Raw genomic sequence first — 25,507 nt, forward strand, 5'->3', positions numbered from 1 at the left:
CCCGCGCCGAGGAGCGGCACCTCGACGACGGGGAGGCCGAGCGCGTCGAGGGCCGCGCCACCCGGTCGGGTCGAGGCCACGAGCAGGATCGGCGCCTCCGTCCCGGCGAGGGCCCGGCCGAGCTCGGCGACGGCCCGCGGGGCCGCCTCGTCGACGTCGAGCACCCACGCCACGCGCGCCAGCACGGTCTCGCGGACGAGGCGCTGCAGGGTGGTCGCCGGCCCGGCAGGGCCGGGGTCGACGGCGTCCGCACCGAGGAGGCGCGGCCACAGGCCCGCCGCGGCGCAGGCGGCCGCGGCCAGGGCGCGCGTGGTGCGGGGCTGGGGCCCGCGCATCACGACGGGTGCTCCCTCGGTCCACCGGCCCACGACGTCGCCGACGAGCGCGGCGAAGGTCTCGCCCAGCCGGGCCGGGACGTCCAGCGGACGGCTGGCGAGCTCCAGCTGCTCGTCCAGCCCCTCCACGCCCACCAGGTGGTGGACCACCCGCTCCGGGGGCACGAGCGGGCTGGTGAGCACGGCGTCCGGGTCGGCCAGGCGCAGCAGCTGCCAGCGGCGCAGGGGGCGGCGGTGGGTCAGGGCGTCCCAGTGGGCCCCGGGGAGCCGCTCCAGCGCGGTGGCGAACGTCAGCCGGGGGCCGCCGCCGTGCTCGGCGAGCTCGCGCGCGACGTCGCCCACGAGGTCCGGCCCGCAGGCGAGCAGCAGCACCGACCGCTCGAAGGCGGACAGTCCCAGGCGGTCCTGGAGCACGTCCAGCGGCGCCGGCCCGCCCGCCCGGGCGCGCACGCCCGCGAGCGCCCGCTCCGCCGGTGCCGGGTCCGCCCCCCTGAGGCGTGCGCGCGCCACGGTCAGCTCGGCGACGGTGAGGTCGCGGCGCTCGTCGGCGGCGGTGTCGGCGTCGGCGACGACGCCGGGGGTGGTGTCGCCGGCGCCGTCAGCCGTCGCGGCCGCACGGCCGGGGGCGAGGGTCACGGGACGGTCACCGCCGGGGCGTCGTAGGTGCCGCCGGCCCCGAGGGTGGGCAGCGACTCCACGCCGTCGACCGTGACGCGCACCAGCCACGTGCCGGGGACCAGGTCGTCGTCGGGGAGGTCGAGCGCCGCGACCGGCGGGCCGGCGGGCACGGGCGGCAGCACGGCCGCGACCACGGGCTGCACGGTCCCGGGCAGATCTGGGTCCGGTTCGCCCGGCTCCGCGAGCCGGCCCAGCGTGACGGCCGCCCGCTGCCCCTCGCGCAGCGGCGGCGCGACGGGGACGTGGACCTCTCCCCCCGCCACGGTCACCGCCCCCACGGTGGGCACGACGACGAGCGGCACGGCGTTCGACCGCCCCACCACGCGCTCCGGCTCGCCGGTCGCCGCGTCGGCGGGGCGCACGTGCACCACCTGCAGCGCCTGCACGCCCGCCGGCACGGCGTCGGTCAGCACGACCGTGACGCGCGCGGCCGTCGACCCCGGCGCGGGCGCCAGCCGCGTGCGCCCCACGACGACGAACGGGTGCGCGGACGCGAGCCCAGAGCCCTCGACGACGAGCGTCGACCCCGTGGTGGCGGGCCCGCCGTCGGCGGTCGTGACGGCGGCGACCTCCGCCCGGGCCAGGGTGCGCACGTCGATCCGGCGCGTGCGCACCGGGAGCACGCGGCGGGGCGGGTCGTCGGCCTCGACCAGCACGACCGTCGCCATGTACGCCTGGGACAGCAGGTACGGGGTGCCGAGCACGCCCCACAGCTTGGACAGCTCCTCCAGCGACAGGGGCGCCGGGCTGAGCTTGACGGGCTCCGCCTGCCCGGCGAGGTCGGCGTGCTGCAGGAACGCCGTGTCCGTCTCGGCGCCCAGGAGGTCGATCGCGTCCTCGACGACGTCCTTGGTGAGCACGGGCGTGGCGGCCAGCGCGAGCGCGGCGCGCGTGAGGAGGCGCTGCGGCTCCAGGGCGGGCTCGTCGCCGTACGCGGTGACCAGGTAGTGGAGGTCGAGCGCGGCGAGCGGGCGCGCCACGAGGGCGCCCGCCCCGCTGCGGGTCGGCAGGTCGGTGAGGTTCCACGCGTGGTTGGGCGTCACCTGGTAGAGGAAGACGTTGAGGCCGCGCGCCGGCGCGTCGTCGGAGCCGAGCGCGGCGAGCTGCGCGGGCCGCAGCGTCGTGACCTTGCGGCCCGCGACGGGGTCGGGCTCCGCGTCGACGGCCCGCTGCAGCACGGCCCGCAGCGTGGCGGTGACGGCCGCGATGGCGTGGGTGTTGCTCATCGCCACCTCCGCTGCTGGCGGGCGAGGTAGTCCGCGTGGTCCACCCGGGCGACCGCGCGCGGGGCGCGGGGCGGTTCCGGGGTCGGGCGATGCACCTCGACCCGGTCCACGTGGACGTGCACGACGGCGCCCGGCGGCGCCTCGACGGGGCCCAGCCCGGGCGCGGCCAGGTCGTCCGCGCCGCCGGGCTCGAGGAGCCCGCGCTCCGCGAGCGCGGGCGCGACGTGCGTGCGCAGCAGGTCCTCCGGGCCGAGCGCGGTCGTCGTACGGTCCGGCTGCGATCCCGCAGTCCGGGCGCCTGCGTCCGGGCGGCCGTGACGTGCGTCCCCTTGCCTGCTGCCCCGTCCCGACCCCGCGAGGCGGAGGACGGGCGTCCCTCCTCCAGGACGCGGGGACGATGCGCCGGGCGCGACGACGTCGCGTGGCCCGGCGCCGTTCGTGGCCCCGTCGTCCCGGGCGTCGTCGGGCCCGACGTCGTCCTGCCCGGCGTCGTCCTGCCCGGCGTCGTCCTGCCCGGCGCCGTCCTGCCCGGCGCCGCTCCAGGTGTCTCGCCGGAAGTCATCGGTCCGGCCGTACCAGCCGTCGTCACCGTCGATGCCCGGCCCGCCGTGGGCAGGCGCGCCACCGACGACCCGTCCTGCCCGGCCGGCGACCGCGGCGCCCGGTCCGGCGGCGCCGAGGCCCGCGCGCCGAGGGTCGGTCCGTGCGCCGCCGGCGGGCCCGCCGGGTCGGCGAACGGACCCGGACCCTGCGTCGCCGGGCGCGGCGCCCCCGGATGGCGGGGCCGGTGCGACGCCTCGTGGCGCTGCCCCGGAGCCGACGTCGTCCGAGCGCCGACCGCCCGCCGCGACCGAGGACCCGGGCCCGTCGCGCCCGGGCCACGGGTCGCCGCCCGCGTACGCCCCCACTCCCGTCGCGGCGGGCGCCGGTGTGCCTCGCTGCGCGGTCCCGCCGTGCGTGGACGTCTCCCCCGCGCCTTCCCCCGCCCGGTCCGGCGCGGGCACCTCCGGCGCCCCGCGGCCCGCGGGCACCGGCCCGGAGGCCCAGACGTCCCGGCGCCCGACGAGCCGCGTCACCGATCCTTCCCCCGCCCCGGCACGCGTGGAGCGCTCCGCGATCCGGTCGAACACGTCGCTCATCGCGCCCCGCCTCCTCCCCGCACGAGCACCTGCTCCGCGAGGGCCAGGTACTCCGCGCGCCGCGCCGGGCTGAGGTCGAGCACCTGCGGCTCGGTCCACCCGAACGCGGCGGCCAGGGTGGCGACGTCCGCGAGCTCGGCCCGCGCCTGCTCGGCCACACGGTCGGTGAGGAGCGACACGACGTCGACGTCGGCGCGCACGTCCGTGTCGCAGCCCGGGCAGCGCAGGCGCACCGACACGCCTGCCGCCCCCACGAGCCGCTCGGCGGCGGCGGCGACCCGCTCGGCCAGCTCCGGGTCGGCGAGATCAGCGCCGTCGAGACCAGCGCCCGCGGGCCGGCGCACGCAGCGGTGCCGCAGGGCCGCCGCGGGGTCGGGGGCGGCGAGGGCGGCGAGCAGGTCCGCCGTCGTCGGGGCGCGCACCTCGACCGGGCCGACGGCCTCGACGTCCGGCACCTCCGGACCGTCCAGGCGGCCCGCTCCCACACCGTCCCCGACCACACCGTCCCCACCCACGGCGACGCCGTCGAGCGGCAGCGGGACGTCGAGGAGCTCCCCGCACGACGGGCAGGTGACGACCGTCTCGAGCACGTCCCCGGCCCGCTCCCGCAGCTCCGCGAGCGCCGCACCGGCGGCGGCGGCGAGGGGCAGCGCGCACGCCGCGTCCAGGTCCGGGGCCACCCCGCGCGCCACCAGCACGGCCGCCCCGCGGGCGGGCGGCGCGGTGGCCGCGAGCGCCTCCCACAGGGCGAGCGTGGGCGCGGGCCGCCCGAGCACCGTCCGGCCCGCCGTCAGGGCTCGACGAACGACGGCTCGGACGGCTCGGCGACGGCGACGTCGCGCTCCCAGCCCTCGTTCTCGAGCTTGATGGTCTGGATCGCGACGCCGTTGGCGTTGGCGTCGAGCTCGGGCATCGGCTGGTACTCCGACACCCACGCCCGGTACACCTTGTAGGCGAGGACGAGCTGCCCCGCCTCGTTGTACAGCTCGATGATGAGGTCCTTGCGGAACCCCGCGAGGGACACCTCGGCGCCGAGGCCCGCGCCGTAGTTCCACACGGAGTTCGCCCACCGCTCGAACTCGACGTCGTGCGTGACGCCTCGCTCCAGCGTGATCGCCTCGTACTCGGTGCGGCCGGGCGACTTGCGGCTCGACGACGGGTCTCCGCCGTGGCGGTGCTTGACCACCTCGGTGGTCTTCTTCAGGGCGCTCACCTTCGACACGCCGGCCACGTACTTCCCGTCCCACTTCACGCGGAACTTGAAGTTCTTGTACGGGTCGAAGCGGGTGGCGTTGACCGAGAACTCAGCCATGTCGGGCTCCTGGTGTCGGGCTCCTGGTCGGGGGGGCGCTACTGCGCCGCCGCGGCCGTCTTCTGCTGGACCGAGATGATGACGAACTCGGCCGGCTTCAGCGGCGCGAACCCGACCTGGATGTTCACGACGCCGCGGTCGACGTCGAGCTGCGTGGTGGTCTCGGCGTCGCACCGCACGAAGAACGCGTCGCGCGGGCTGGTGCCCTGGAAGGCACCGCGCCGGAACAGGTCCTGCATGAACGCCCCGACGCTGAGCCGGACCTGCGCCCACAAGGGCTCGTCGTTGGGCTCGAAGACGACCCACTGGGTGCCGCGGTACAGGCTCTCCTCGAGGAAGTTCGCCAGCCGACGCACGGGCACGTACTTGTAGTCGTCGCTGAGCACGTCCGACCCGCGCAGCGTCCGCGCCCCCCACACCACCGACCCGGCGTCGCGGAAGGTGCGCAGCGCGTTGACGCCCACGGGGTTGATGCGCCCGTTCGCGTCGTTGGTGAGGTCCTGCTCCAGCCCGACGACCCCCGTGAGGGCCGCCTCCAGGCCGGCGGGCGCCTTCCACACGCCCCGGCCGCCGTCCGTGCGGGCGAAGACGCCGGCGACGGCGCCCCCGGGGGCGAACGTGTCGAGCTGGCCGCCGCGCAGCGGGTCCGCGTGCCGCACCCGCGGGTAGTACAGCGCGGCGTAGCGGGCGTTCTCGCCCGTGACCGCCGCGTCCGTGACGAACGTGCCCACGTCGTCGAGCGCGAGGCCCGGGGGCGGGTCGATCACGAGGAAGGCGCGGCGCCTGCGGGCGAGGTCGGCGGCCACCGGCCAGACGGACGCGTCGAGCTCCCCGGCGGGGGTGGGCGGCGGCACCACGAGGATGTTGACGAGGTCCACGGTCTCCAGCGCCAGGAGCCCGCGGCCGCCGCCCGTGTAGTCGTCCGCGCCGACGGGCCCGCCGTCGGAGCCCTGGTCGGCCGTCGCGACGGTGACCGGCACGAGGGCGCCGTCCGCGTCGACGCCGCTGGCCGCGGGCCGTGTCGTCGGCGCGCTTCCCGTGGCCCGGACCAGGCGCGAGGACGCGAGCAGGTGGGTGACGCGCGCCGGACCGTCCACGACGGTGACGTTGCGGTACACCTCGACCTCGTCGCCCAGGCGCAGGGTGAGGGTGAACAGGTCGTCCGCCTCGACGCCCTGGCCGGCGGCGATGTCGGTCGCGTCGGGGTCCGCGGGGTGCTCGACCGTCGCCTCCAGGCCGTTCGCCCAGGCGCCGGGGCCGATCGCCTCGAGGGTGAGGCCGCCCACCGCGAGCCGGGCCGCCGTCGCCTGCAGGTCGGCGTCGGCGTCGTCCAGGTGCGCCACCCGCACGACGAGGGCCGGGCCGCCGCCGTTGAGGTAGAAGTCCCGGACGGCGTACCCGAGGCCGCTGGTGCGCACGAGGCCGCCGAAGGCGCGCTCGAACTCGGAGAAGTTGCTGATCGGGACCGGCACGTCCACCGGGCCGCGGCGCGCGACCCCGACGAACGCCGTGATCGACGTCGCCACGCCCGTGACGGTGCGGTTCCCGCTGGGTACCTCGGTGACGTACACGCCCGGGTAGCTGGTGGCGATGCTCATGACGGCTCCTTCGACGGTCCAGGCCACTGCGAGCATCGCCCGGGGACGTCAACCGGCCGTCACGGGCCCGTCACGCGGGGCCGCGGGTCCTGCCGCGGCAGGCGCGACGTGCCCGAACGTCTCCGTGACGTCGTGGTGACCGCCCGGTGACGAGCGCCCGCGACGCTGGTCGGGTCGAGGTCCCGGCCTGCCCGGGCCCGTGCCGCACCGCTCCCTGGAGGTCACCATGGTGCAGATCTCGCTCAGCGCCAGCGTCAGCGTCGCCGGCGGGCCGGTGCTGCCGGTGGGCCTCACGCTCGCGCCGGACAGCTACGTGGTCTCCGACGCCGTCCTCGCGCCGCAGGGCCAGGCCGGCGACACCGCGGAGATCCCGCTGGTGCCCGACGACGTCGCCCTCACCCTGCTCGCGGTCGCCGCGACGGAGGCGGCCACGGGCAAGGGGGCGTCCGTCACCGTCGTCCCGGCGCACGACACCACCGACGGCGACCCGGTCGCCGTCGACGGCACGTTCGTCCTCGCCAACGCCGACGTGCTCGGGCGACTCGTGACCGACGGGCCGCAGGTGTTCAAGGTGACGAACGAGGGCACCGTGGCGGCGAGCGTGCGGCTCCTCGCCGCCTTCGAGGAGGTGTGAGGTCGTGGCCGAGAACGTGCCGTGGCAGGTGCGCCAGACCCCCACGGGGCCGGTGCCCGTCTACATCCTCCAGTTCGACTCCGCAGGTCGGCTGACCTCACCGCGCTCCCTGGACGCCCTCGTGCACGACGCGGCCGACGCCACGGACGTCGTGCTCGTCTCCCACGGGTGGAACAACGACTGGGCGGCCGCGACCTCGCGCTACGACCGGTTCTTCGACCGCCTCGACGACGTCGTGCGCTCGCAGGGGCCGCCGCGCGACCGCCCCTACCGGCCCGTGTACGCCGGTGTGCACTGGCCCAGCACCGCGCTGGTCATGCCGTGGGAGCGCGGCCCGGACATCGCCGGGGGCGGCGACGGGCTCGCCGGCGAGCTGGCGCCGGAGCTCGCGGCGCTCGACGACGACCTCGGCCCCGAGCAGAGCGCGGAGCTGCGGGCCGTCCTGGCCGACCCGGGCGCCGGCGAGTCGGGCTGCATGCGTGCCGCGGAGATCCTCGCCTCCCTGCCGCGGGACGGGGACGGGGACGACGACGCGGCCGGCGGCGACACCGCCACCGACACCGACGACGACAACGACAACGACCAGGTGCCCGCCGACGGCGCCGAGCTGCTCGCGCTGTGGGCCGACGCGCGCCGTCGCCTCGCGCCCGCGGCCGTGAAGCCCGGCGGCATCATCGACGAGGGGGCCGGTCAGGTCGCCGCGGGACCGCAGGCGGCCGGTCTCCTCAACCCGCTGGAGCTGCTGCGCGGGGGTGTCCGCCTCGCCACGGTGCGGCAGATGAAGGACCGCGCCGGCCGGGTGGGCAGCGCCGGGGTCGCGGACGCCGTGCGCCGGCTCTCCGACAGCTCCGGAGCCCGGCTGCACCTCGTCGGGCACTCGTACGGGTGCCGGGTGATGCTCTCCGCCGTCGCCCACGGGACGGCCCCGAGCCGCGACGTCGACTCGGTGCTGCTGCTGCAGCCCGCGCTGTCCGCCTGGGCGTTCGCGCCGGACGTCGGTGGGCACCCGGGCGGGTACCGCGTCGCGCTCGACCGGGTGCGCCTCCCGGTCCTCAGCACCTTCTCGGCCCACGACATGCCGCTGACGCGCGTGTTCCACCTCGCGATGCGGCGCGCGTCCGACCTCGGGGAGGCGGAGATCGCAGGCCGGCCGCCGTCACGGTTCGCCGCCCTGGGCGGCTTCGGCCCGCAGGGCCTCGGCGCCGAGGCCACCACGCTCGCGCCGATGCCCGACGTCGGCGGTCGCTACCCCTTCGGCGCCGGGTACGCGGGACCGCCGCACGAGATCGTCGGCGTGGACGGCACCTGGTGCATCCCGGGCCACGGCGAGGTCGAGTCGGTCCAGACGGCATGGGCGCTGCTGAGCCAGGTCCGTGCCCCGGCGGGTGCATGAGGAGGCCGGCGATGGCGATGGCGCTGCGGTCGGAGATCGGCCTGCCGACGCTCCGGATCCACCTCGACCACGACGCGTCCCACGCGCTGTTCTCCGTCGTGCGCGGCCGAGAACGCCTGCTCGAGGTGGCGCGCTGCCCCCTCGGCGAGCTCGGCCTGCCGCCGTCCGTCGCCGGCCGGGTGGACGACGCGTCCCTCACCGTGCCGGACGCGGTCCTGGCGCGGCTGCGGACCGCGGTGGCCGACCTCGACGAGTCCCCGATCTCCCCGCACGACGTGCTGTGGCTGGAGATCCCCGTCCCGCGCGGCCAGCTGCACGTGCTGCCGTGGGAACGCCTGCTCGCCCCGCTGGGCCGGCCCGTGTTCCGCCTGCCGTTCCACCCGGTGCGCGCCGAGCGTCCCGGACCGCACCTCGACGTCGCGCTCTGCTGCAGCCTGCCGCCGGGCGGGGGCGACGACCCGGCCGCCCTCGTGGCCCGCCTGGCGGGCCAGTACGTGGCCCACACCCCGGGCGTGCGGGTCCACGTCTTCACCGACGCCGGGTGGGCGGCCGCGACGCGGGCCGCCGTCGAGCCGCTCGACGCCGCCGGGGCCGACGTCGACGTGCACGCCCCGCCGGCCTCGGGCGCGGGCCCCCGCGCCCGGCGCCACGGGCCCGTGGTCTCCGCCCCGTGGTTCACGTGGCTGCTCGAGGAGCTGGACGGCCACCGCGTCGACGTCCTGCACCTCGTCGTGCACGGCCACCTCGCGGACGGGCACGGCGCGTTCGCGCTGCGCCCCACCACGACCGGCGAGATCCCCGCCTTCGTCGAGCCCACCGAGCTGGTCGAGGTGCTCACCCGCGTGGGCGCGGTGGCCGTCACGTTCTCGGCTCCGCCGGGCAACCCGAGCACGGCCGGCCTGCGCGAGCTCGCCGACGAGCTCGCCGGCGTGCGACCCGGCCTGACCACCGTGCACGACCTGGCGGCCGACCCCGCCGCGGAGCAGATCGGCGCCGCGCTGCACACGATCTTCGCGCGCCCCGAGCGGCTCGGCCGCACCGTGCCCGCGCTGACGTCCTGGGTGCACCCGCTGTTCGTCGAGCCTCCCGGGACGATCCCGCCGGACGTCGAGCCGGAGCGGCAGAGGTGGACCGCGGAGATGCGGCTGCTGCGCGACGGCCGCTCCGCCTTCCTCCAGGAGTCCACGCGGCGGGCCGCCACCCACGTGGAGCAGGAGGCGTGGGTCGCGTCCGCGGCCCGCAGCATCGAGCAGCTCCAGATGACGTGGCTGCCGGGCGCCGTCGACCGGCCCGTCGACGACGCCGCCACGGCGGCGTTGGAGCGCGTGTCCCAGCTGCTGGAGCACAGCGTGCGGCAGGAGTACCCCGCGAGCGACGACTCCCCGCCCGCCCCAGCCACCGACGCCGCACCGCAGGACGGAGGCCGGCCATGACCCGCGTCGTCTTCCAGATCGTCCCTGCGAACGGCGACCACGGCCTCGTGCCGCACGTGCACCTCGTCGAGCCGGTCGACGACGCGGCCGTGGACGAGCGCTTCACGTGGTCGACCGAGACGGGGGCGTACGCGGCCGACCCGGAGGTGAACGCCCACCTCGGCGCCGAGCTCTACCGCTCCCTCGCCGCCCACAAGGAGCTCGGCACGTCGTTCACCGTGGCGATGCGCAGCACCGACGACCGCGTGCCGGTCTACGCCGACGTCCTGCCCCTCAGCGGCGCGGAAGGGGTGCCCTGGGAGGCGCTGCGTTTCCCGGACGAGGGCCCGTTCCTGGCCTTGGAGCCCAAGTACGCGCTCGCCCGCGTGGTGCGCACCGCGGAGCCGCGCGTACCGCTCTACCCGTTCGAGCCGCCCCTGCGGGTGGTGGCGGTGCTGTCGTGCCTGGGCCTCACCGCCGCGGGCGAGCTGGCGGAGCTGCGCCACGCCGCCCAGGCCGCCGGCCCCGGCCGGGTGAGCCTGCTGGTCGTGCTCGGGGAGGAAGCTCTCGCCGCACCGCTCCTGGCGGAGGTCCAGGCCGGCACCGCGCCCGAGGTCGCGGACGTCAAGCTCGTCCCGCCCGACTTCCACGAGCTGCGCGGCATCGTGCAGGACTTCCGCCCGCACGTGCTGCACCTGTTCTGCCACGGGTCCGCCGACGGCACCGTGCGCCTCGCGCTGAAGAACGACTGGGGCGTCGAGAACCCGGGCACCGGCCTCGTGCTCGACAAGGAGCAGCTGGCCCAGCTGACGCGCGCCAACCGGGGCGGGTTCTGGCTCGTGGTGCTGAACTGCTGCGAGGGTGCCGCGGCGGGCGCGGCCGGCCTGACGTCCATGGCCCGAGAGCTCGTGAGCAAGGGCCGGTCGCACGCCGTCATCGGGATGCGGGAACCGATCCGCGGCGAGCTGGCGCGGCTGCTCACCAGCGGCCTGTACGGCGCGCTGGTCGACGAGCTCGGCGCCCGGATCGACGCCGCCGACGACCAGCCGCGACCGCTGGACTGGGCGGCGCTGACCGTGCTCGCCCGGAACCGCGTGGTCGACGGGCTGGCGCAGGGCACCACGCCCGCGCGGGCGCGCGACGGCCTGCGCGAGTGGACCCTCCCGGCCCTCTACCTGCGCTGGGACGAGTTCCAGCTCCAGGTGGCCCCGCCGCCCGACACGACCGCCGACGTCGCCGCCGGAGAAGCCGCCGACGAGGCGGCCGGCGGACCCGCCGTCGGAGGACCCGCCGGAGCAGCCGTCGCTGGTGCGGTCGACACGACCGACGCCCGCGCGAGCCGGCTCGAGGTCGCGGCCCTGCAGTTCGTGCTCGAGTCGCTGCCGCCGGACCAGGGCGGGACGTTCCGCGGCGAGGCCGCCGCCCGGATCCGGGAGCTCGCCGCGCGGCTGGGCGTGGCCCCCGACGTCCTCGGGGACGCGCCGTGAGCGCCGCGCCGCACGTCGGGCCCGACGTCGGGGTGTCCGTGGACGCGTGGTCGGGCGCCGGCCCGGTCACCGGCGCGTTCGCCGCGGACGTGCGGGCGTGGCTCGGAGGCCCGTTCGCGTTCGCCGAGCGGACGGCGCGGCCCGCGCCCGCGGACCCGTGGGACTGGCGACACCCCGACGTCGGGTGGGGGCTGGTGGCCCGCGAGCCCGAGGGGCGCTCGCAGGCGGACCTCGTCGCCGGCGCGGACCTGCCCGCCGACGTGCACCGCCTGGTGGAGGCCCGGGGCGGGCGCATCTTCCGCTACCGGCCGGGCGGCGCGTACGCGAGCTGGACGCTGATCGACCACGCCGCGGGCACCCAGCCGTTCCTCCCGGCGTCGCCCGCCGGCGCGGACGCCGGCGAGCTGCCCGCGTTCCTGCTGATCTACGGCTCCCCCGCCGAGGTCCCCTGGAGCGTGCAGTACATCCTCAACCCCGTCCGGTACGTCGGGCGGCTCGACCTCGACGGGCCGGCGCTCACCCGCTACGTCGACGCCGTCCTGGACGACTGGCGCGGCTCCGGGGCGCGATGGTCGTCGCCCGTCGTGTGGGCCGTGGACCACCAGCTCGGCGAGATCACCACCCTCATGCGCGACGTCGTCGCCGAGCCGCTCGCGCGGGCGATGGGCGAGGACGCCGAGCTCGCCCCCACGTTCCTCGACGGCCGCGCTGCCCCGGCCACCGTCGACGGGCTCACCGCGGCGCTCGCCGCGCACCGCCCGGCCGTCGTCGTCACCAGCAGCCACGGCCAGACCGGGCCGCTCGGCGACCTGGCCGCGATGGGCGCCGACCTCGGCAAGCCCGTGGACCAGCAGCACGCCCTGCTCGACCCCGACGCCCTGCTGCGGTCGTGGGAGCCCGACGGCGCGATCTGGTTCGCGCAGGCCTGCTGCTCGGCCGGCGCCGACAGCCCCTCGGCCTACGACCGGCTGTTCACCGGCGACCTCGCCGCCACGTTCGCCCGCATCGCCGCGCTGGGCGCGGTGACGTCGCCCCTGCCGCGCGCCCTCCTCGGGGCGGAGAAGCCGCTGCGCGCTTTCGTCGGGCACGTCGAGCCCACCCTCGACTGGACGCTCGCGTTCCCGCCCAACGTGCAGCCGCTGACGTCGCAGCTGCGGGCCGCGCTGTACGAACGACTGTTCCTGGGGCGGCCGATCGGCTATGCGATGGAGCCCTGGTACCGCCCCATCGGCGCGCTGCTGCAGGGCTACCAGGCCGCCGAGCGGGAGAACCAGACCACGTTCGGCGCCGGCGCCCGGGCCAGCCTCGACCTCATGGTCTACAGCCGGGTGACCGCCCACGACCGCGCCAGCACCGTCGTCCTCGGCGATCCGGCCGTCGCCGTCCCGGTGCCTGCGTCAGGCGGCGGCGGGTGAGCTCGAGGCGATCCCCTGAGGCCCGCCCCCGCGACACCCTGGTCATGGCGGGCGGGGTCGCCGTCGGCATCGTCCTCGCCCTGCTCGAACCCGGCGGGCTGAGCACCCTGGCGGACCAGGTCTGGGCCGCGTGGGCGATCGCTGCGTGCACCTCGGCCGGGGTCGTCTGGGCCCTCGGCGCCCGCCGGTGGGCAGCGCTCCCGGCCGACGCCCGGAACGTCCGTCGTGCGTTGACGAGCTGGCCCGCGGCGCTCCTCGGGTGCGCGGTCCTCGTGATGGTCGTGTGGATCGCCCACGACCTGATCACGGGCGGCAACTGGGTCGGCCCCGCCATCACGCTCGTCGCGTACCTCGGCATCGCGCCCACCGCCGGCCTGCTCGATGCGCTGCGCCACGACCCGGCGGACCACGGGAACCCGGCCGGGACCCGGCTCGCGCGACTGATCGACGATCGCCGCGCCGTGCGCGGTGCCGTCGCGGGGGCCGGGGCCGAGATCGCGCTGCTGACGATCGCCCTGGGCGCCCACCTGAACCGGACCGATCCGACGTCCGGGTGGGACCTCCGGGTCCTGGGTGCAGGGATCGCGGGGACCGTGGCGGTCGCGATGGTCGTCGCGCCGACGACAGCGGCGCTCGACCGACGAGGCCGAGGTCTCGCCGATCGCCTCTACCCGCTCGACGGTCTGGAGCGGGCCGACGACATCGCCAGCACGCTCGCTCGGCGCAAGGAGCTCGACCTCGCCACCGGGGCGGACCTGGGCCTCTTCGGCGAGCTCCAGCGCGCCGTCATCGTCCTCACGCCACTGATCGCCGGGGCGACCAGCGCGTGGATCGGATCATGAGCGCCGCCCTGCGGCACGACGGGACGACCCGCCCGCTACGTTCTGGTCATGACCGACACGCTGACCGACGACGCGACCGACGATGCGACCGCCGTCCGGGACCAGGCCCTGGCCACCCTCGGGCTGCCGCAGGCGTGGGCCGAGCCGGGCGGCTACCCGCACTCCCTCGCGCTGTCGGCGATCGACGCCGTCTACTCCCTGCGGGCGCGGCAGGCGGCCGTCGCCACCGTCCTCGACACCTACCGGTCGCTCCGCCGCTCCCAGGGCGCCGACCCGTACCGGGACTCCGGGAGCGACCTCCTGGCCGCCGTGGCGAGCGCGGGCGGCCCCGCGGCAGCTGCCGTCGCGCTGTTCAACAACGCGAAGGCGCCCGGGGTGCGACCGCCGCTGCTGCGGTCGGTGGCCCTCGCCGACGCCGTGGCCGCGCTCGGACGCGTCGGCGTCGACACGGCCACCGACCTGCGCGACGCGTCGCCGAGCACCCTCGCCGCCGCCCGCACCACGTGGGTCTCGGTCCGCGGGAACGGGCCGCTGTCGTGGGAGTACCTGCAGATGAACGTCGGGGCCCAGGGCGCCGGCGACGCCACCGTGCTGCGCTGGGTCACCCGCGCCGTCGGTGCCTCCCGGCCGGTGAGCACGAGGCGCGCCGAGGCGGCGGTGCAGGGCGCGGCCGACCTCCTCGAGGTGCCCCGTCGCGCCCTGCACCACCGCATCTGGTGGGTGGAGTCCGGCCGCGACTGAGCCGTTGGCCCGACCCCGCGCCGGATCACCAGGGCACGACACCGGCCACGGGACCGAAGACGTTGGTCCGGAACGTCTGCTCGAGGACGCGGACGTCGGCGAACCGCGGGCCGTCCGGCGTCGGGGCGACGCTCGCCTCGGGAAGGATCCCGGCGTTGTTGACCAGGACGTCGAGGCGGTCGAAGCGCTCCGCGACCTCGGCGGCGGCAGCCCGCACGCTCGCCGGGTCGTCCACGTCGAGCGTGACCCCCGTGACGTCGAGACCGCGAGCGCGCAGCGTCGCGACCTCCCGGCAGACGGCGTCGGCGTCCCGACCGGCCAGCAGGACGGCCGCCCCGTGCGTGGCGAGCGCCTCGACGACGGCGCGCCCGAGCCCGCGCGTCCCTCCGGTGACCAGTGCGACGGATGTCATGCGTCCTCCTGAAAGTGGGTGGGCCGGCGGTCTCGCCGGCCCACCCACTCTTGCCGCACCGTCGTCCGGGGTCTGGCGACGAACGGACGTCGCACTCGCCCCGCCGTGGCAGGTCCTGCCTATCGACCCTGGTGGGGCAACGACCGGAGGACCGTCAGCGTCACGTCACCACCCTGGTACGACACGCGGAACAGGTGGCCGCCCGCGTTCAGGACCCGCCCCTGCGGCAACGCGTGGAACCTGCCGCGGACCGAATCGCCGCTCATGACCGTCAGCACGGTGCCCGGAGTGAGGCGCCCACGGACGTCCAGCTCGAGCTCGCCGTCGAGGACGAGGTCGCCGCCGGCCCGCACGCTCGTGTGCTCGTCGTCGCCGGAGACGGTGATGGCCACCCGACCCGACCTGCTCACGGTCACGTCACCGCCGACCTCGAGGACGTCGCCGGTGGCGACGTCGGCGTCGCTCACGGACTTCGCCCTCTCGGCCTCCGCGGCGGACAGGCCCGGCTTCAGCACGCCCGAGCCGACCTCGACGCTGCCGGCCACGGCACCGCTGCCGCCGAGAGTGCCGCGCTCGACGTCGACCGAGCCGGCGTGCGTGCCCGCGACGGCGAGCGTGCCTCCGTCGACCGTCGTCCCGCCCCGGTACGTGTCGTCGCCGGTCAGGATCAGCGTCCCGGCGCCGCGCTTGGTCAGCGAGGCCTCGTAGAGGCCGTCGGCGATCTTGTGCCGGATAGAGGCCGCACGAGCGTCCATCCATTCCGTGCGCCACGCGACGGCGTCCGCGTGGCTGATCTTGTCGTACATCTCAGGGTGACCGTTCGTGACGGCCTGGACCGCCGGGTCGTTCAGGAGGCCCTGGACGACGAACGCCTGCTCGTCGAGCGAGCCGTCCGCCTTGAGGACGTTGGGGCCGAACTCCCCGGCGAAGGAGATGCCCTCCTTCTCGTAGCCCGCCAGCCACGCCCGGTCCTCCCGCTCCCGCTCCGTGATCGCCCGCTGGCCGATGTCGTTCGACCAGACGTCCAGCGGCGCCTCGTCCTGGGTGTAGGTCAGGGGGCCGAGGAGCTGGCCCGGTCCCTGGATGCCCTTGGCCAGGTCGGGGATCCCCCAGCCCCACCGGTCGTCCGGCAGCCCGTCGGGCGCGGTCCAGGCGATGGACTCCCCGGTGGGCGACGTCTGCCCCGTGCCGAGGAACCGCGTGCCGTCCGTCATCCTGTTGTTCGCCGTGGTGAGCATGACGTCGCGCACCTGCATGGGGTCCATGTCCGGGAAGCGGGAGAGCAGCACGCCCATCACCCCGGTCGCCACCGGGGTGGCCGGCGAGGTGCCGCTCGAGTTCGAGTAGTTCGTGTCCCCGGCGCTGCTCGTGGTCCGGACGCTGTTCGACGGTGTCGAGACGGACCACCACTTGGCGAGCCCCGCCTCGTTGAACCCGTACTGCTTCGTGTACTCGGGGTTGGCCTCCGTGGGCGCCTGGACCCCGCCGACCGCCACCCACTGCTTCTCCGCGGCGGGGGTGAAGAACGGGTACGCCGGGCGGTAGAACGGGTTGCTCCAGTCGTTGTTGCCCGCCGACCTCACGTTCACGGTGCCGCTGTCCTTGATGGCGTCCCAGATGGCGTCCATGAAGGACTGTCCGGGGTGGTCGGGGTTGTACTGGATCCCGTCCTTCGAGTAGCTCTTCTTGAACAGGAAGTACTGGTACTCGAGGTCCTTCTGGTACTCGTTCGGGAGCACCGTCCTCATCGCCGTGGGGTTGACGCTGTCCTTGCCGCTCACCTGGTAGGCGTGGGCGAGGTTCCCGTCGACACCCAGGTCGTTCCCCAGCCCGTCGTAGCGGGTCCGGTCGATGGTCTGGACGTAGGAGCCCCAGCTGCTGTTGATGACCTCCGCGCCCGCGTCGACCAGCGCCTTGTTCGCCGTCGACCAGTAGACGTAGTCGTGGAAGGGACCGTGGGACTGGCTGTCGGACCCACCCGTCTTGGCCACCGCCATCGTCGACCCGAAGGAGATGCCGTGCTGCTCCTTCCCGTCGCGCAGGCCGGAGGTGACCCCCAGCATGCCGGTCCCGTGCGAGTAGTCGCTCGGGTTCGCCTGGTCGCCGGCCACGGTGAACGGCTCGCCCGCGTGGAACGGGTTCGACGGGTTCAGGCCGCGGTACCCGAACCCGGACGTCCCGTAGACGCCGGTCCCCGTCACCGGCTGGATCAGGGGGGTCTGGAACGCCTTGTGCGTCGTCCGGTAGCCGGAGTCCATCATCCCGAGCGTGACGCCCTGCCCGCAGTACCCCAGGGCGTAGGCGCTGGACGCGTTCACCGCGGCCATCTGCCACGGGGCGTCGATGGCCGTGCCGGGCGACGCCGGGTTGTGGCCGGTGAAGAAGCCGTACTCCGGCGTCTCCCAGCTGGCCCGCGCGGCGTCGACCTCGTCCGGGCTCGCCGCGACGAAGGCGGGGTCCCCCGGATAAGAAAACTGCGCGCAGTCGTCGGATGACGTCTGCGCGCTCGATGGTGAGGCTGCGATGAGGACCAGCGGCAACGAGAGTGCCGGTGCCAGGACGAGGGGGATCGCTCGTCGCGACCTCCGCCTCGGGGCGGTGCTACCAGGACAACGTTCCGAAAGCCGTCTTCCCATTTCTGAACCCTCGATTCTCGAGTGTGAATCGTGCAGACGTCCAGCAAGCATCCAGGACAGTAGCGGTCGTCCGAGGGGCCCTCAAGAACCGGGACTTCCCCGGCGCGTCGACCTCACGGCCCTCCGGCCGGCCCGCCGACCTCATGGACTGACCACCCACGTCGGGTCGCCGAGGCGCGGACGATGGAGACGGTCCGCGCCGTCCACCCGTGACCTTGCGCGGCATCTTCGGCGGGCCGGCGTGGGCGGCAGCGGCCACCGTCGCGGCCTGCACCTGATGCATCTGATCGCGGACGGACGCCACGTAGGAGGCGAGCTCTTGAGCGCTGGACCGGTCCTTGGTCGCGGCCCAGTCGACGGCGGCCCGTCCGACCTCGGCCGTCTCGGCGGGGAACGTCATCCCGCACACCATCGGGCGGGTGCTGACGCTCACGTGCACGGTGCCGCCCGCGTGCCGCACGCCGTCGACCGCGTCCCGGCGCCGGACCTTGGTCTTCGTCGGCCCGACGAACCGCTCCGTCGTCGCGACGAGCAGATCGCCGACCTCGATCGCCGTCGGCACCTCGGCATCGACCTCGAGGCTGAGCACCGCGCGCGGCAAGGCCCGCTGCTCGCCCGGCTAGGTGTACCCGGCCAGGACGTTGGTGCCGTTCTTGTTGGCGTGAGGGAGGACCCCCGGGCTTAGTGGAGATGTCGAAGTCTTCACCACCCGGAGGTCCTCGTGTCCCACGCTAACGCCCGCCTCACCGTCCACGCGGCGGGAAGCTGATCGTCAAACGTCGCCGTGATGGCTGGAAGCAAGCCCACATCGCCGCGGCGATTGGCATCTCACGCAAGACGGTGCGCTACTGGCTGGTCCGGTTCGCCACCGAGGGCGAGGCCGGCCTGGCCGACCGGTCCTCACGCCCGCACCACTGCCCGACCAGAACGCCGACTGAGGTCGAGGCGCAGATCGTCACGGTGCGCACGCGCGAGCGACGCGGACGGGACTGGATCGCGGCCGAGCTCGGCGTGCCGGCCCGGACGGTCTCGCGAGTCCTGGCCCGTCACCACCTGCCGCACCTGGCCGACCTGGACCCGATGACCGGTGAACGCCTGCGCGCCTCCAGGACGACCACGACCCGTTACGAACGCGACCGACCCGGCGAGCTGGTCCACATGGACGTCAAGAAACTCGGCCGCATTCCCGACGGTGGCGGCTGGCGTGCCCACGGCCGCGAGAACCGCGAGAAGACCCGCAGCCGGACGGACAAGATCGGCTACGACTACGTCCACTCCCTGGTGGACGACCACTCCCACCTGGCCTACTCGGAGATCCTGTCCGACGAGAAGGGGCCCACCTGCGCCGCGTTCCTTGAACGCGCGATCGGCTACTTCGCTACCCGCGGCATCACCCGGATCGAACGCCTCATGACGGATAACGCGTGGGCCTACCGCTGGTCACTGCGCCGGGTCTGCGCTGCTCACGACATCCGGCAGAAGTTCATCCGGCCGCACTGCACCTGGCAGAACGGCAAGGTCGAACGCCTCAACCGCACCCTGGCCACCGAGTGGGCCTACCGGCAGGTCTTTACGTCGAACGCCGAACGAGCCGCGGCACTGGCACCCTGGATCGAGTACTACAACACCCGACGTCGCCACCAAGCCCTCGACGGCCTGCCGCCGATCAGCCGCCTGCAACCAACGTCGTGACCGGGTACAGCTAGGCGCGGACGAGCTCCGTGCCATCGGTCGGGTGCTCCGCCATCGCCACGCTGCGGATGGCCGGGTCGTCGTACGTGTTCCAGTAGTAGGTCGCCGTCCGGGACGAGAAGAGCCCGGTGTAGACGGTGACCTCGAACTCCCCCGACCCCATCGCGGCGCACCCGTCGACCATCGCGACCTGCTGCAACGTGTGGAAGGCGCGGCTGACGTTCTCCTCCTCCGTGTCCTTCGTGGGGTAGTGCGCGTTGACGTAGGCCGCGCGGACGAACCGGGACGGGGAGTAGTAGTCGCCGGGGATCCCGTGCATGTACGCCCCCGAGCCGAACGGGCCGAGCCGCGCCCTCCCCAGGGCGACCTCCTGGGGAAACTCCGGCGAGGTGTTGAGGTAGTTGCGCAGGTTCTCGTGGTGCCAGGCGAACCCGGGCTGGTTCGTCAGGACGTCGACGTCGTCGTCGAACACGTGCATGCCGTCGGCCGTGTGCTCCACCACGATCGCGCGCGTGCCGTCGGCGATGATCCAGTGGAGCAGCGAGCTGGGGTACTTGTCGTTGATCGGCCGGTCGACGATCACCACGTCCTGCAGTGCCGCCTCGACCTCCTCCACGCTCGCGAACTGCGAGCACACCCACAGCGGGAGCTCGAACGCCGCCACGTTGACCGCGCCGTCGACCGGTCCGGTGGCGTACCGGGCGTACCCCGGGAAGTTGAGCCCGGCGACCGCCAGCCCGGCGTCGTTCCCGCAGTCGAAGTAGAGCGGCGTGGACTCCTCCACGATGCCCATGCCGATGGTCGCGTGCTTGATGTCGGGGACCGCACCGAACGGCGAGCGTGGCGCGAACCCGGTGGGTGTCATCACCACCTGCTGCCCGTAGCCGCTGGTCCAGTCGAGGTTCCGTGCCAGGTAGACGCTGCCGTGGCCGTCCGAGAACCGGATTCCCGTGCACATGGAGGATCTCCCGTCGTCGTGGGACTCGTCCGCGACGCGCCGGTCGTGCCCCACGCTCGTCGGGTGGCGCCCCGCTCGCTGCCATCGTCACCCGCGGCGCACCCGGTCGCCTGGGCACCCGGCGACTCTGCGCATCGGTGCATCACCGCTCCCGTGCCAAGGATGAGAACGTGGGGTCCGCGACCGAGAAGGTCCGAGACTGGGCGTGGAAACCACGAAAGACCCGGACCCACTCTCGTAGGTCCGGGTCTTTCCGATGTCCTGATACATCACATGGTCGGGCTGACAGGATTTGAACCTGCGACCCCCTGGAGAGATCGGGCCCGGTCCGACCTGGTCCGACTGCACGCTCACATGAGCCGAAAAGTGCCGATGACCTGCATCTTCTTGGTCTTGCAGCCAACCGATCCGGGCCAGCCGGGACCGACTGCGGCCGAGGGTTTCTGGACGGTTTATGGCCTGTCCACCCCTTCCCACCTGAAGGACTCGCGTCGGAGTGGAGTCGTGCTGACTGCACTCAGAGTCTAGGTGAAGTGCCCACGGACGGCACCGACGCGCCCGGCACGCCTCGCCCACCCCCTCGCAGGCTGGACTCAACTGCCGAGGAACCCGCCGCATCCTCGCGGGCCTCTGCTCACGGTCGGGAATGCTGGGTTTTCGAAGCAGCGACTCCGCCGCCCTGACCAGCATCAACGATGCCTCTGGACCTGCCGTAGGCCACCAGTGTGCCAACGATTCGCAACTCGTGGAGCCTGAATCGCAACTGGAGCGATCCTTGCATCGTGCGTGACCGTAGCGTCATCGTACCGATCGACTCACCGATCGCCCCCTGGCAGCTTGGGGCGCAACTCACTCGCGCGGGGTCTGGCCCTGGTGGATTCGCCGACGTTGCACACTCCAACCTGCGCGGCGCCCGCCGCCGACCACGGGTCAGCGGGTTGAGGAGCATCTGATCGCTCTTGACAGAGCGAGCATGCCGGAGCATAGTCCTCACACGTGTGAGGACCTAACACGTGTGAGGAGTGACGACGATGCCACCGCACCACCTGTTCGACCGCGAGCTGACCCGACGATCCGCGATCGGAGTCCTCGGCCTGGCGGGAGCCACGGCCGTCGGCCTGTCCTGGCCACGGCTGACCGGCACCGACATCCCCGGGCGCGGCAGCGACGTCCTGACGGTCGCCATCCTGGGGACCTCGCAGGACGCCGCCTCCCGAGCATCGCTGGTCGCGGCGTTCGCCGAGGAACACCCCGACATCCCCGTGCACATCCAGGCGATCCAGGGCGCGGACTGGGGCGACTTCTTCTCGAAGATCCTCACGATGATCGCGGCCGGCACGCCGCCGGACGTGGTCAACGTGGCGACGGAGGGTGCCCAGCTCTTCGCCTCCCGTCTGGCCGAGCCCCTGGACGACTACGTCACGCGCGACGCCGCCGATCTTCAGGAGTACTTCGACGACGTCCATCCCAGCCTCGTCGAGTCGTTCATGTACGAGGGCAGCCTGTTCCAGCTCCCGGTCGACTTCAACGCGGCCAACATGTACCTGAACTCCTCGGCGCTCGCGGAGGCCGGGTTGGAGCGCCCCGCCCACGACTGGGACCACGAGGACTTCCGCGGCATGCTGCGCGCGATGCGCGACGCACGCGGGGGCGGCTTCGTGCCCTACTTCTGGACCAACCGGCTGTTCGGCGGCCTGGTCCCGTGGCTCTACGTCAACGACACGAGCTTCCTCACGGAGGAGAAGGCCCCCGGCGGCGGCTGGTTCTGGGACAGGTTCTACCCCGACGACGCCGTCGCCCGCGGAGGGGGGTACCGCTGGCTCCACGCCAACGCGGACGACCCGCGCGTCGCCGAGAGCGTCGAGTTCCTGCGCCAGATCGTGGCCGACGACCTCGGGTCCCGGCCCGAGGAGGGCGGCGGCAACGCCCTCGTCGGCCTGTTCGCGAGCGGTCGCATCGGGACCACCCCCGCCGGGGGCTACTGGGTCCAGGGGCTGCACGAGGCGGGGATGGGCGCGGACGACTTCGACGTCCAGTACTTCCCGCGGTGGCGCACCCAGCGGCACCAGTTCGGCTCCGCCGGGTACGCGATCATGAACACCTCTCCGCGCAAGGACGCCGCCTGGGAGTGGATCAAGTTCTGCGCCACACGCCCCGCGATGGAGCTCGCGCTGCCCGGACAGTCGACCACGCCTGCCCGGCGGTCGATGGTGAACGCCGAGCGGTACCGCGACACCGGCCCGGAGCACTGGTCGGTCTTCTACGACACCCTCGACCGGTTCCCGACCACCGGACCCATCCCCGCGCCGCCGCAGCAGGCCGCCGTCGAGACGGCACTCATCAAGAACGTCTCCGCCGCCGTCTCGGGCGGCCCGCAGGGGGTCGCGCCCGCGCTCGCCCAGCTCCAGCGCGACCTGACGACCGCCCTCGGGAGGACCGCATGACCGCCACCGACACGCTCGCCCGCGCCCAGCACCGACGGCAGCGCCGCGTCGCGTTCTGGTTCCTGCTGCCGACCCTGCTCGGCATCGGGATCTTCACGCTGCTGCCGATCGTCGCCTCGGTCGGCCTGGCCTTCTTCCGCTGGGACATCATCACCGCTCCCGAGTTCGTCGGTATCGACAACTTCGCCGGCATCGTGACCGACCCGACCGTCCGCGTGGCGTTCACCAACACGATCGTCTTCGTCGTGGTCGCGGTCGCGCTCCAGATCGCGGTCTCGCTGCTGCTGGCGGTGCTGCTCGCCGGCCGCATGCCCGTGTGGCTGCGCACCTTCTTCCGGTCGACGTTCTTCTTCCCGCTCATCCTGTCCGCCGCGTCGGTGTCGATCGTCATGCGCTACCTCTTCAACGACGACTTCGGCGTCGTGAACTGGCTGCTGTCCCTGGTCGGGATCCCCGGCGTGCCCTGGCTGACGACGGCCCTGGGCGCCCAGGTCGTCATCGTCCTCGTGTACGTGTGGCAGCAGTTCGGCTTCACGTTCCTGCTGTTCGTGGGCGCCCTGTCGGGGATCCCCAAGGAGGTCACCGAGGCAGCGAGCCTCGACGGTGCCACCGGCCTCCGGCTGCTGCGCACGATCACGCTGCCCCTGATCTCGCCGACGATGCTCGTCGCCTGCGTCATGTCGATCATCTCCGCGCTGCAGGTCTTCGACCAGCCCTACGTGCTCACCCGCGGCGGGCCGGGCGACGCCACGCGCACCGCCGTGATGGTCATCTACGAGTCCGCGTTCCGACAGCTCGAGTTCGGGCGCGCGTCCGCCATCGGCGTCGTGCTGATGGCGCTCATCATGGCCGTCACCGCGCTCCAGTTCCGCCTGTCCCGCCGCTTCGTCTTCTACCAGTGAGGAGCGCGTCATGACCACCGCCGCCCCCGCCGGCACGACGCCGGCCACCGCCCCACGGCCCGCGGGCCCCGTGCCACCACGGCGTCGTCGCCGGGCCGCGCCGTCCGCGTCCGCCGTCACGCGCGTCGTGGTGCTCGTCGTCGCCGCCGCGCTCACCCTCGGGCCCGTGATCTGGACGCTCTCGACCTCGCTGCGCGAGCCCGCGGAGTCCTTCACCCTGCCGCCGAAGCTGCTGCCGACCGACCCCGACCTCACGGCGTACGCCGAGGTGTTCCGGACCATCGACATGACCCGCTTGGTGTGGAACAGCGCCCTGGTCACGGGGCTCGTCGCCGTCGGTCAGATGCTCACCGCAGCGCTGGCGGGGTACGCCTTCGCCCGCCTGCAGTTCCGTGGCCGCGGGCTCTGGTTCTCCCTCGTCCTCGCCACGATGATGGTGCCCGTCCAGGTGACGATCGTGCCGGTCTTCATGCTGATCCGGGGGATGCACCTCTCCGACACCCTGCTCGCGCTCATCCTGCCGGCCATCCCCACCGCGTTCGGCACGTTCCTCATGCGCCAGTACTTCCTCGGGCTGCCGCCCGAGCTGGGTGAGGCCGCCGCGCTCGACGGGGCCGGACCGTGGCGCACCTTCCGCTCCGTGTATGCGCCGCTCGCCCTGCCCGGGATGGCGATCGTCGGCATCCTCGCCTTCAACTTCCACTGGAACGAGTTCTTCCGGCCCCTGATCCTCGAGATCAGCGAGGAGAACTTCACGCTGCCGCTCGGCCTCGTGACCCTCCAGGGAAACCTCGGCACCGGAAGCATCTCCGTGGTGCTCGCCGGCGTCGTGCTGTCCATGATCCCCGCCCTCGTCGTGTTCCTTGTCGGGCAGCGCCCGCTGCACGAGGGCCTCACCGCAGGAGCCAGCAAGTGACCCCTCCGGCCACCACCCGACTCGACGCGTTCCCCCGGCTGCACCTGCGCCCCGACCACGGGTGGGTCAACGACCCGAACGGCCTGCTGCGGGCGGCCGACCGGTACCACGTGTTCTTCCAGCACAACCCCGACCGCCCTCGTCACGACGCGATCTGCTGGGGCCACGCCACCTCGACCGACCTGCTGACCTGGGAGCACCAGCCCGTCGCGCTGCGTCCGCGCCCCGGCGGCCCCGACGCGGCCGGCTGCTGGAGCGGCGTCGCGACGGTCGACGACGGCGTACCCACCCTCGTCTACACCGCGGTCGAGAGCACCCCGACGGACTCCGCGGTCGTGCTGGCCCCGGCCGCCGACCCGCGCGACCCGCGGCTGACGGCGTGGCAGCCGGAGACCGTCCCCGTCGAGGGGATGCCGCCGGTCGCCGGGATCGACCAGGTCCGCGACCCGTTCCTGTTCCGTGCCGGCGGGCACCGGTGGGCGGTCCAGGGGGCCGGCCTCGACGACGGGACCCCGCTCGTGCTGGTCTACCTCGCCGACGACCTGCACGCGTGGGAGTACCGAGGCGTCCTCGTCGAGGGTCCGCCCGGGTCGACGGCCGCCGCGCTGGCCGAGGCCGACATCTGGGAGTGTCCGCAGCTGGTGGAGATCGGCGGCCGGTGGGTCCTCGTCGTGTCGCTCTGGCACCGGGACGAGGGGCACACGCTGCGGGGCGTCGCGGCGCTGGTGGGCGACCTCGACATGTCGGAGCTGGCCGGCGGGGTCGAGGGCGACGGCGCGCCGCGCTTCGTCGCCGCCTCGGGCGGGCGCCTCGACACCGGCCCCGACTTCTACGCCCCGCAGGCGCTGGCGGAGCCCGACCGCGTGCTCGTCCTCGGCTGGACCTGGGAGGCGCGCGACCAGGACGAGGTCGACGCCGCCGGGTGGGCCGGCGCCCTGACGTTCCCCCGCGAGCTGTACCTCGACGGCGACCGGGCCGCGTCGCGGCCCGCGACCGAGCTGGCCGGGCTGCGGCGGGAGGTGCTGCACGAGGCACGAGCGGACGACGGCGTCGCCGTCGAGGTGCCGGCGTTCGAGGTCGAGGCGGTCACGGCCGGCCGGGTGCGGCTGGCGCTCGACGGTCCAGCGGGGATCCGGGACGTCTGGACTGGCGACGTCGTGCCGGGCGGGCGGCTGCTCGTCGACGGGAGCGTGGTCGAGGTCTTCGCCGGCCCCGTCCCGCACACGGTGCGTGCGTATCCAGCCGCCGGCGAGCGCTGGACCGTCACCGCCGACACCCCGCTCACCGTCCACCGGCTGGGCCTGCCCGGCACGCCCTGATCGTCGCGGCCGCCCT

The 25,507-nt window shown here is 74.3% G+C and carries 21 protein-coding genes and 1 pseudogene; 12 read left to right on the forward strand and 10 right to left on the reverse strand.

What is annotated here, in order from left to right; translation table 11 throughout:
• From ACWF41_RS18260 to ACWF41_RS18285, 6 genes are all read right to left on the reverse strand, one after another.
• Positions 1–971, reverse strand: a 971-nt coding sequence (locus tag ACWF41_RS18260) for a hypothetical protein (protein ID WP_452183004.1), incomplete at its 3' end; no start/stop codon positions are given.
• A complete protein-coding gene (locus tag ACWF41_RS18265) occupies positions 968–2,239 on the reverse strand; it encodes a DUF4255 domain-containing protein (RefSeq protein ID WP_380317274.1) in 1,272 nt (423 codons plus the stop codon). The genes ACWF41_RS18260 and ACWF41_RS18265, both read right to left, overlap by 4 nt.
• Positions 2,236–3,378, reverse strand: coding sequence for a hypothetical protein (locus tag ACWF41_RS18270; protein ID WP_380317277.1), 1,143 nt, complete (start codon positions 3,376–3,378; stop codon positions 2,236–2,238). Before ACWF41_RS18270 ends, ACWF41_RS18265 begins: the two co-directional genes overlap by 4 nt.
• Positions 3,375–4,154 (reverse strand): hypothetical protein, encoded by a 780-nt coding sequence (locus ACWF41_RS18275; protein ID WP_380317280.1) that lies wholly within the window; start codon positions 4,152–4,154, stop codon positions 3,375–3,377. Before ACWF41_RS18275 ends, ACWF41_RS18270 begins: the two co-directional genes overlap by 4 nt.
• Before the next feature lie 14 nt (positions 4,155–4,168).
• Positions 4,169–4,690: a phage tail protein gene (locus tag ACWF41_RS18280; protein WP_380317283.1), complete on the reverse strand. Its 522-nt coding sequence runs from the start codon at positions 4,688–4,690 to the stop codon at positions 4,169–4,171.
• A 38-nt stretch (positions 4,691–4,728) separates the two neighbouring features.
• Entirely contained in the window at positions 4,729–6,288 is a 1,560-nt protein-coding gene (locus ACWF41_RS18285) for a phage tail sheath family protein (protein ID WP_380317286.1), read from the reverse strand.
• A 226-nt stretch (positions 6,289–6,514) separates the two neighbouring features.
• On the opposite strand from ACWF41_RS18285, the gene ACWF41_RS18290 reads away from it, so the two are divergent.
• From ACWF41_RS18290 to ACWF41_RS18320, 7 genes are read left to right on the forward strand one after another with little or no spacing between them, the layout of a single operon-like run.
• Complete coding sequence (locus tag ACWF41_RS18290; RefSeq protein ID WP_380317289.1) at positions 6,515–6,922, forward strand: hypothetical protein; 408 nt, start codon at positions 6,515–6,517, stop codon at positions 6,920–6,922.
• Positions 6,923–6,926: 4 nt separating this feature from the next.
• Positions 6,927–8,315 (forward strand): hypothetical protein, encoded by a 1,389-nt coding sequence (locus ACWF41_RS18295; protein WP_380317292.1) that lies wholly within the window; start codon positions 6,927–6,929, stop codon positions 8,313–8,315.
• 11 nt (positions 8,316–8,326) lie between these two features.
• A complete protein-coding gene (locus ACWF41_RS18300; RefSeq protein ID WP_380317295.1) occupies positions 8,327–9,748 on the forward strand; it encodes a hypothetical protein in 1,422 nt (473 codons plus the stop codon).
• Positions 9,745–11,214, forward strand: coding sequence for a CHAT domain-containing protein (locus ACWF41_RS18305; RefSeq protein WP_380317298.1), 1,470 nt, complete (start codon positions 9,745–9,747; stop codon positions 11,212–11,214). The genes ACWF41_RS18300 and ACWF41_RS18305 overlap by 4 nt, the downstream gene beginning before the upstream one ends.
• Complete coding sequence (locus ACWF41_RS18310; protein WP_380317301.1) at positions 11,211–12,629, forward strand: hypothetical protein; 1,419 nt, start codon at positions 11,211–11,213, stop codon at positions 12,627–12,629. Before ACWF41_RS18305 ends, ACWF41_RS18310 begins: the two co-directional genes overlap by 4 nt.
• Complete coding sequence (locus ACWF41_RS18315) at positions 12,626–13,471, forward strand: hypothetical protein (protein ID WP_380317304.1); 846 nt, start codon at positions 12,626–12,628, stop codon at positions 13,469–13,471. Before ACWF41_RS18310 ends, ACWF41_RS18315 begins: the two co-directional genes overlap by 4 nt.
• Positions 13,472–13,519: 48 nt before the next feature.
• Entirely contained in the window at positions 13,520–14,212 is a 693-nt protein-coding gene (locus ACWF41_RS18320; protein WP_380317307.1) for a hypothetical protein, read from the forward strand.
• Positions 14,213–14,237: 25 nt separating this feature from the next.
• Here the strand turns inward: ACWF41_RS18320 and ACWF41_RS18325 are convergent, their stop codons facing one another.
• From ACWF41_RS18325 to ACWF41_RS18335, 3 genes are all read right to left on the reverse strand, one after another.
• The gene (locus ACWF41_RS18325) at positions 14,238–14,624 is read right to left on the reverse strand and encodes an SDR family NAD(P)-dependent oxidoreductase (RefSeq protein ID WP_380317310.1); all 387 of its coding nucleotides are present in this window, start codon (positions 14,622–14,624) and stop codon (positions 14,238–14,240) included.
• Positions 14,625–14,743: 119 nt separating this feature from the next.
• A complete protein-coding gene (locus ACWF41_RS18330) occupies positions 14,744–17,164 on the reverse strand; it encodes a S8 family serine peptidase (protein WP_380321203.1) in 2,421 nt (806 codons plus the stop codon).
• Between the two features lie 61 nt (positions 17,165–17,225).
• Positions 17,226–17,861 (reverse strand): hypothetical protein, encoded by a 636-nt coding sequence (locus tag ACWF41_RS18335; RefSeq protein ID WP_380321206.1) that lies wholly within the window; start codon positions 17,859–17,861, stop codon positions 17,226–17,228.
• 120 nt (positions 17,862–17,981) lie between these two features.
• Between ACWF41_RS18335 and ACWF41_RS18340 the strand changes: the two are divergent.
• Positions 17,982–18,952: pseudogene (locus tag ACWF41_RS18340) on the forward strand (IS481 family transposase).
• 10 nt (positions 18,953–18,962) lie between these two features.
• On the opposite strand, the gene bsh reads toward ACWF41_RS18340, so the two are convergent.
• Positions 18,963–19,910 (reverse strand): choloylglycine hydrolase, encoded by a 948-nt coding sequence (gene bsh, locus ACWF41_RS18345; RefSeq protein WP_380321209.1) that lies wholly within the window; start codon positions 19,908–19,910, stop codon positions 18,963–18,965.
• 1,031 nt (positions 19,911–20,941) lie between these two features.
• On the opposite strand from bsh, the gene ACWF41_RS18350 reads away from it, so the two are divergent.
• Genes ACWF41_RS18350 through ACWF41_RS18365 form a run of 4 tightly spaced genes read left to right on the forward strand, consistent with a single transcriptional unit; the run spans position 20,942 to position 25,491 of the window.
• Positions 20,942–22,354, forward strand: coding sequence for an extracellular solute-binding protein (locus ACWF41_RS18350; RefSeq protein ID WP_380321212.1), 1,413 nt, complete (start codon positions 20,942–20,944; stop codon positions 22,352–22,354).
• A complete protein-coding gene (locus ACWF41_RS18355) occupies positions 22,351–23,256 on the forward strand; it encodes a carbohydrate ABC transporter permease (RefSeq protein WP_380321215.1) in 906 nt (301 codons plus the stop codon). Before ACWF41_RS18350 ends, ACWF41_RS18355 begins: the two co-directional genes overlap by 4 nt.
• Positions 23,257–23,266: 10 nt before the next feature.
• Positions 23,267–24,172 carry a carbohydrate ABC transporter permease gene (locus ACWF41_RS18360; RefSeq protein WP_380321218.1) on the forward strand — a complete coding sequence of 302 codons (906 nt, stop codon included), beginning with the start codon at positions 23,267–23,269 and terminating at the stop codon, positions 24,170–24,172.
• Entirely contained in the window at positions 24,169–25,491 is a 1,323-nt protein-coding gene (locus tag ACWF41_RS18365) for a glycoside hydrolase family 32 protein (protein WP_380321221.1), read from the forward strand. The genes ACWF41_RS18360 and ACWF41_RS18365 overlap by 4 nt, the downstream gene beginning before the upstream one ends.
• Positions 25,492–25,507: the final 16 nt, after the last annotated feature.

It is taken from the genome of Isoptericola sp. NPDC055063, assembly GCF_053608125.1.

Bases quoted from the DNA above. Each gene is read 5' to 3' on its own strand.
- ACWF41_RS18265 (WP_380317274.1), bottom strand. From the start codon at position 2,239: ATGAGCAACACCCACGCCATCGCGGCCGTCACCGCCACGCTGCGGGCC.
- ACWF41_RS18270 (WP_380317277.1), bottom strand. From the start codon at position 3,378: ATGAGCGACGTGTTCGACCGGATCGCGGAGCGCTCCACGCGTGCCGGG.
- ACWF41_RS18280 (WP_380317283.1), bottom strand. From the start codon at position 4,690: ATGGCTGAGTTCTCGGTCAACGCCACCCGCTTCGACCCGTACAAGAAC.
- ACWF41_RS18285 (WP_380317286.1), bottom strand. From the start codon at position 6,288: ATGAGCATCGCCACCAGCTACCCGGGCGTGTACGTCACCGAGGTACCC.
- ACWF41_RS18290 (WP_380317289.1), top strand. From the start codon at position 6,515: ATGGTGCAGATCTCGCTCAGCGCCAGCGTCAGCGTCGCCGGCGGGCCG.
- ACWF41_RS18300 (WP_380317295.1), top strand. From the start codon at position 8,327: ATGGCGATGGCGCTGCGGTCGGAGATCGGCCTGCCGACGCTCCGGATC.
- ACWF41_RS18305 (WP_380317298.1), top strand. From the start codon at position 9,745: ATGACCCGCGTCGTCTTCCAGATCGTCCCTGCGAACGGCGACCACGGC.
- ACWF41_RS18320 (WP_380317307.1), top strand. From the start codon at position 13,520: ATGACCGACACGCTGACCGACGACGCGACCGACGATGCGACCGCCGTC.
- ACWF41_RS18325 (WP_380317310.1), bottom strand. From the start codon at position 14,624: ATGACATCCGTCGCACTGGTCACCGGAGGGACGCGCGGGCTCGGGCGC.
- bsh (WP_380321209.1), bottom strand. From the start codon at position 19,910: ATGTGCACGGGAATCCGGTTCTCGGACGGCCACGGCAGCGTCTACCTG.
- ACWF41_RS18350 (WP_380321212.1), top strand. From the start codon at position 20,942: ATGCCACCGCACCACCTGTTCGACCGCGAGCTGACCCGACGATCCGCG.
- ACWF41_RS18355 (WP_380321215.1), top strand. From the start codon at position 22,351: ATGACCGCCACCGACACGCTCGCCCGCGCCCAGCACCGACGGCAGCGC.
- ACWF41_RS18360 (WP_380321218.1), top strand. From the start codon at position 23,267: ATGACCACCGCCGCCCCCGCCGGCACGACGCCGGCCACCGCCCCACGG.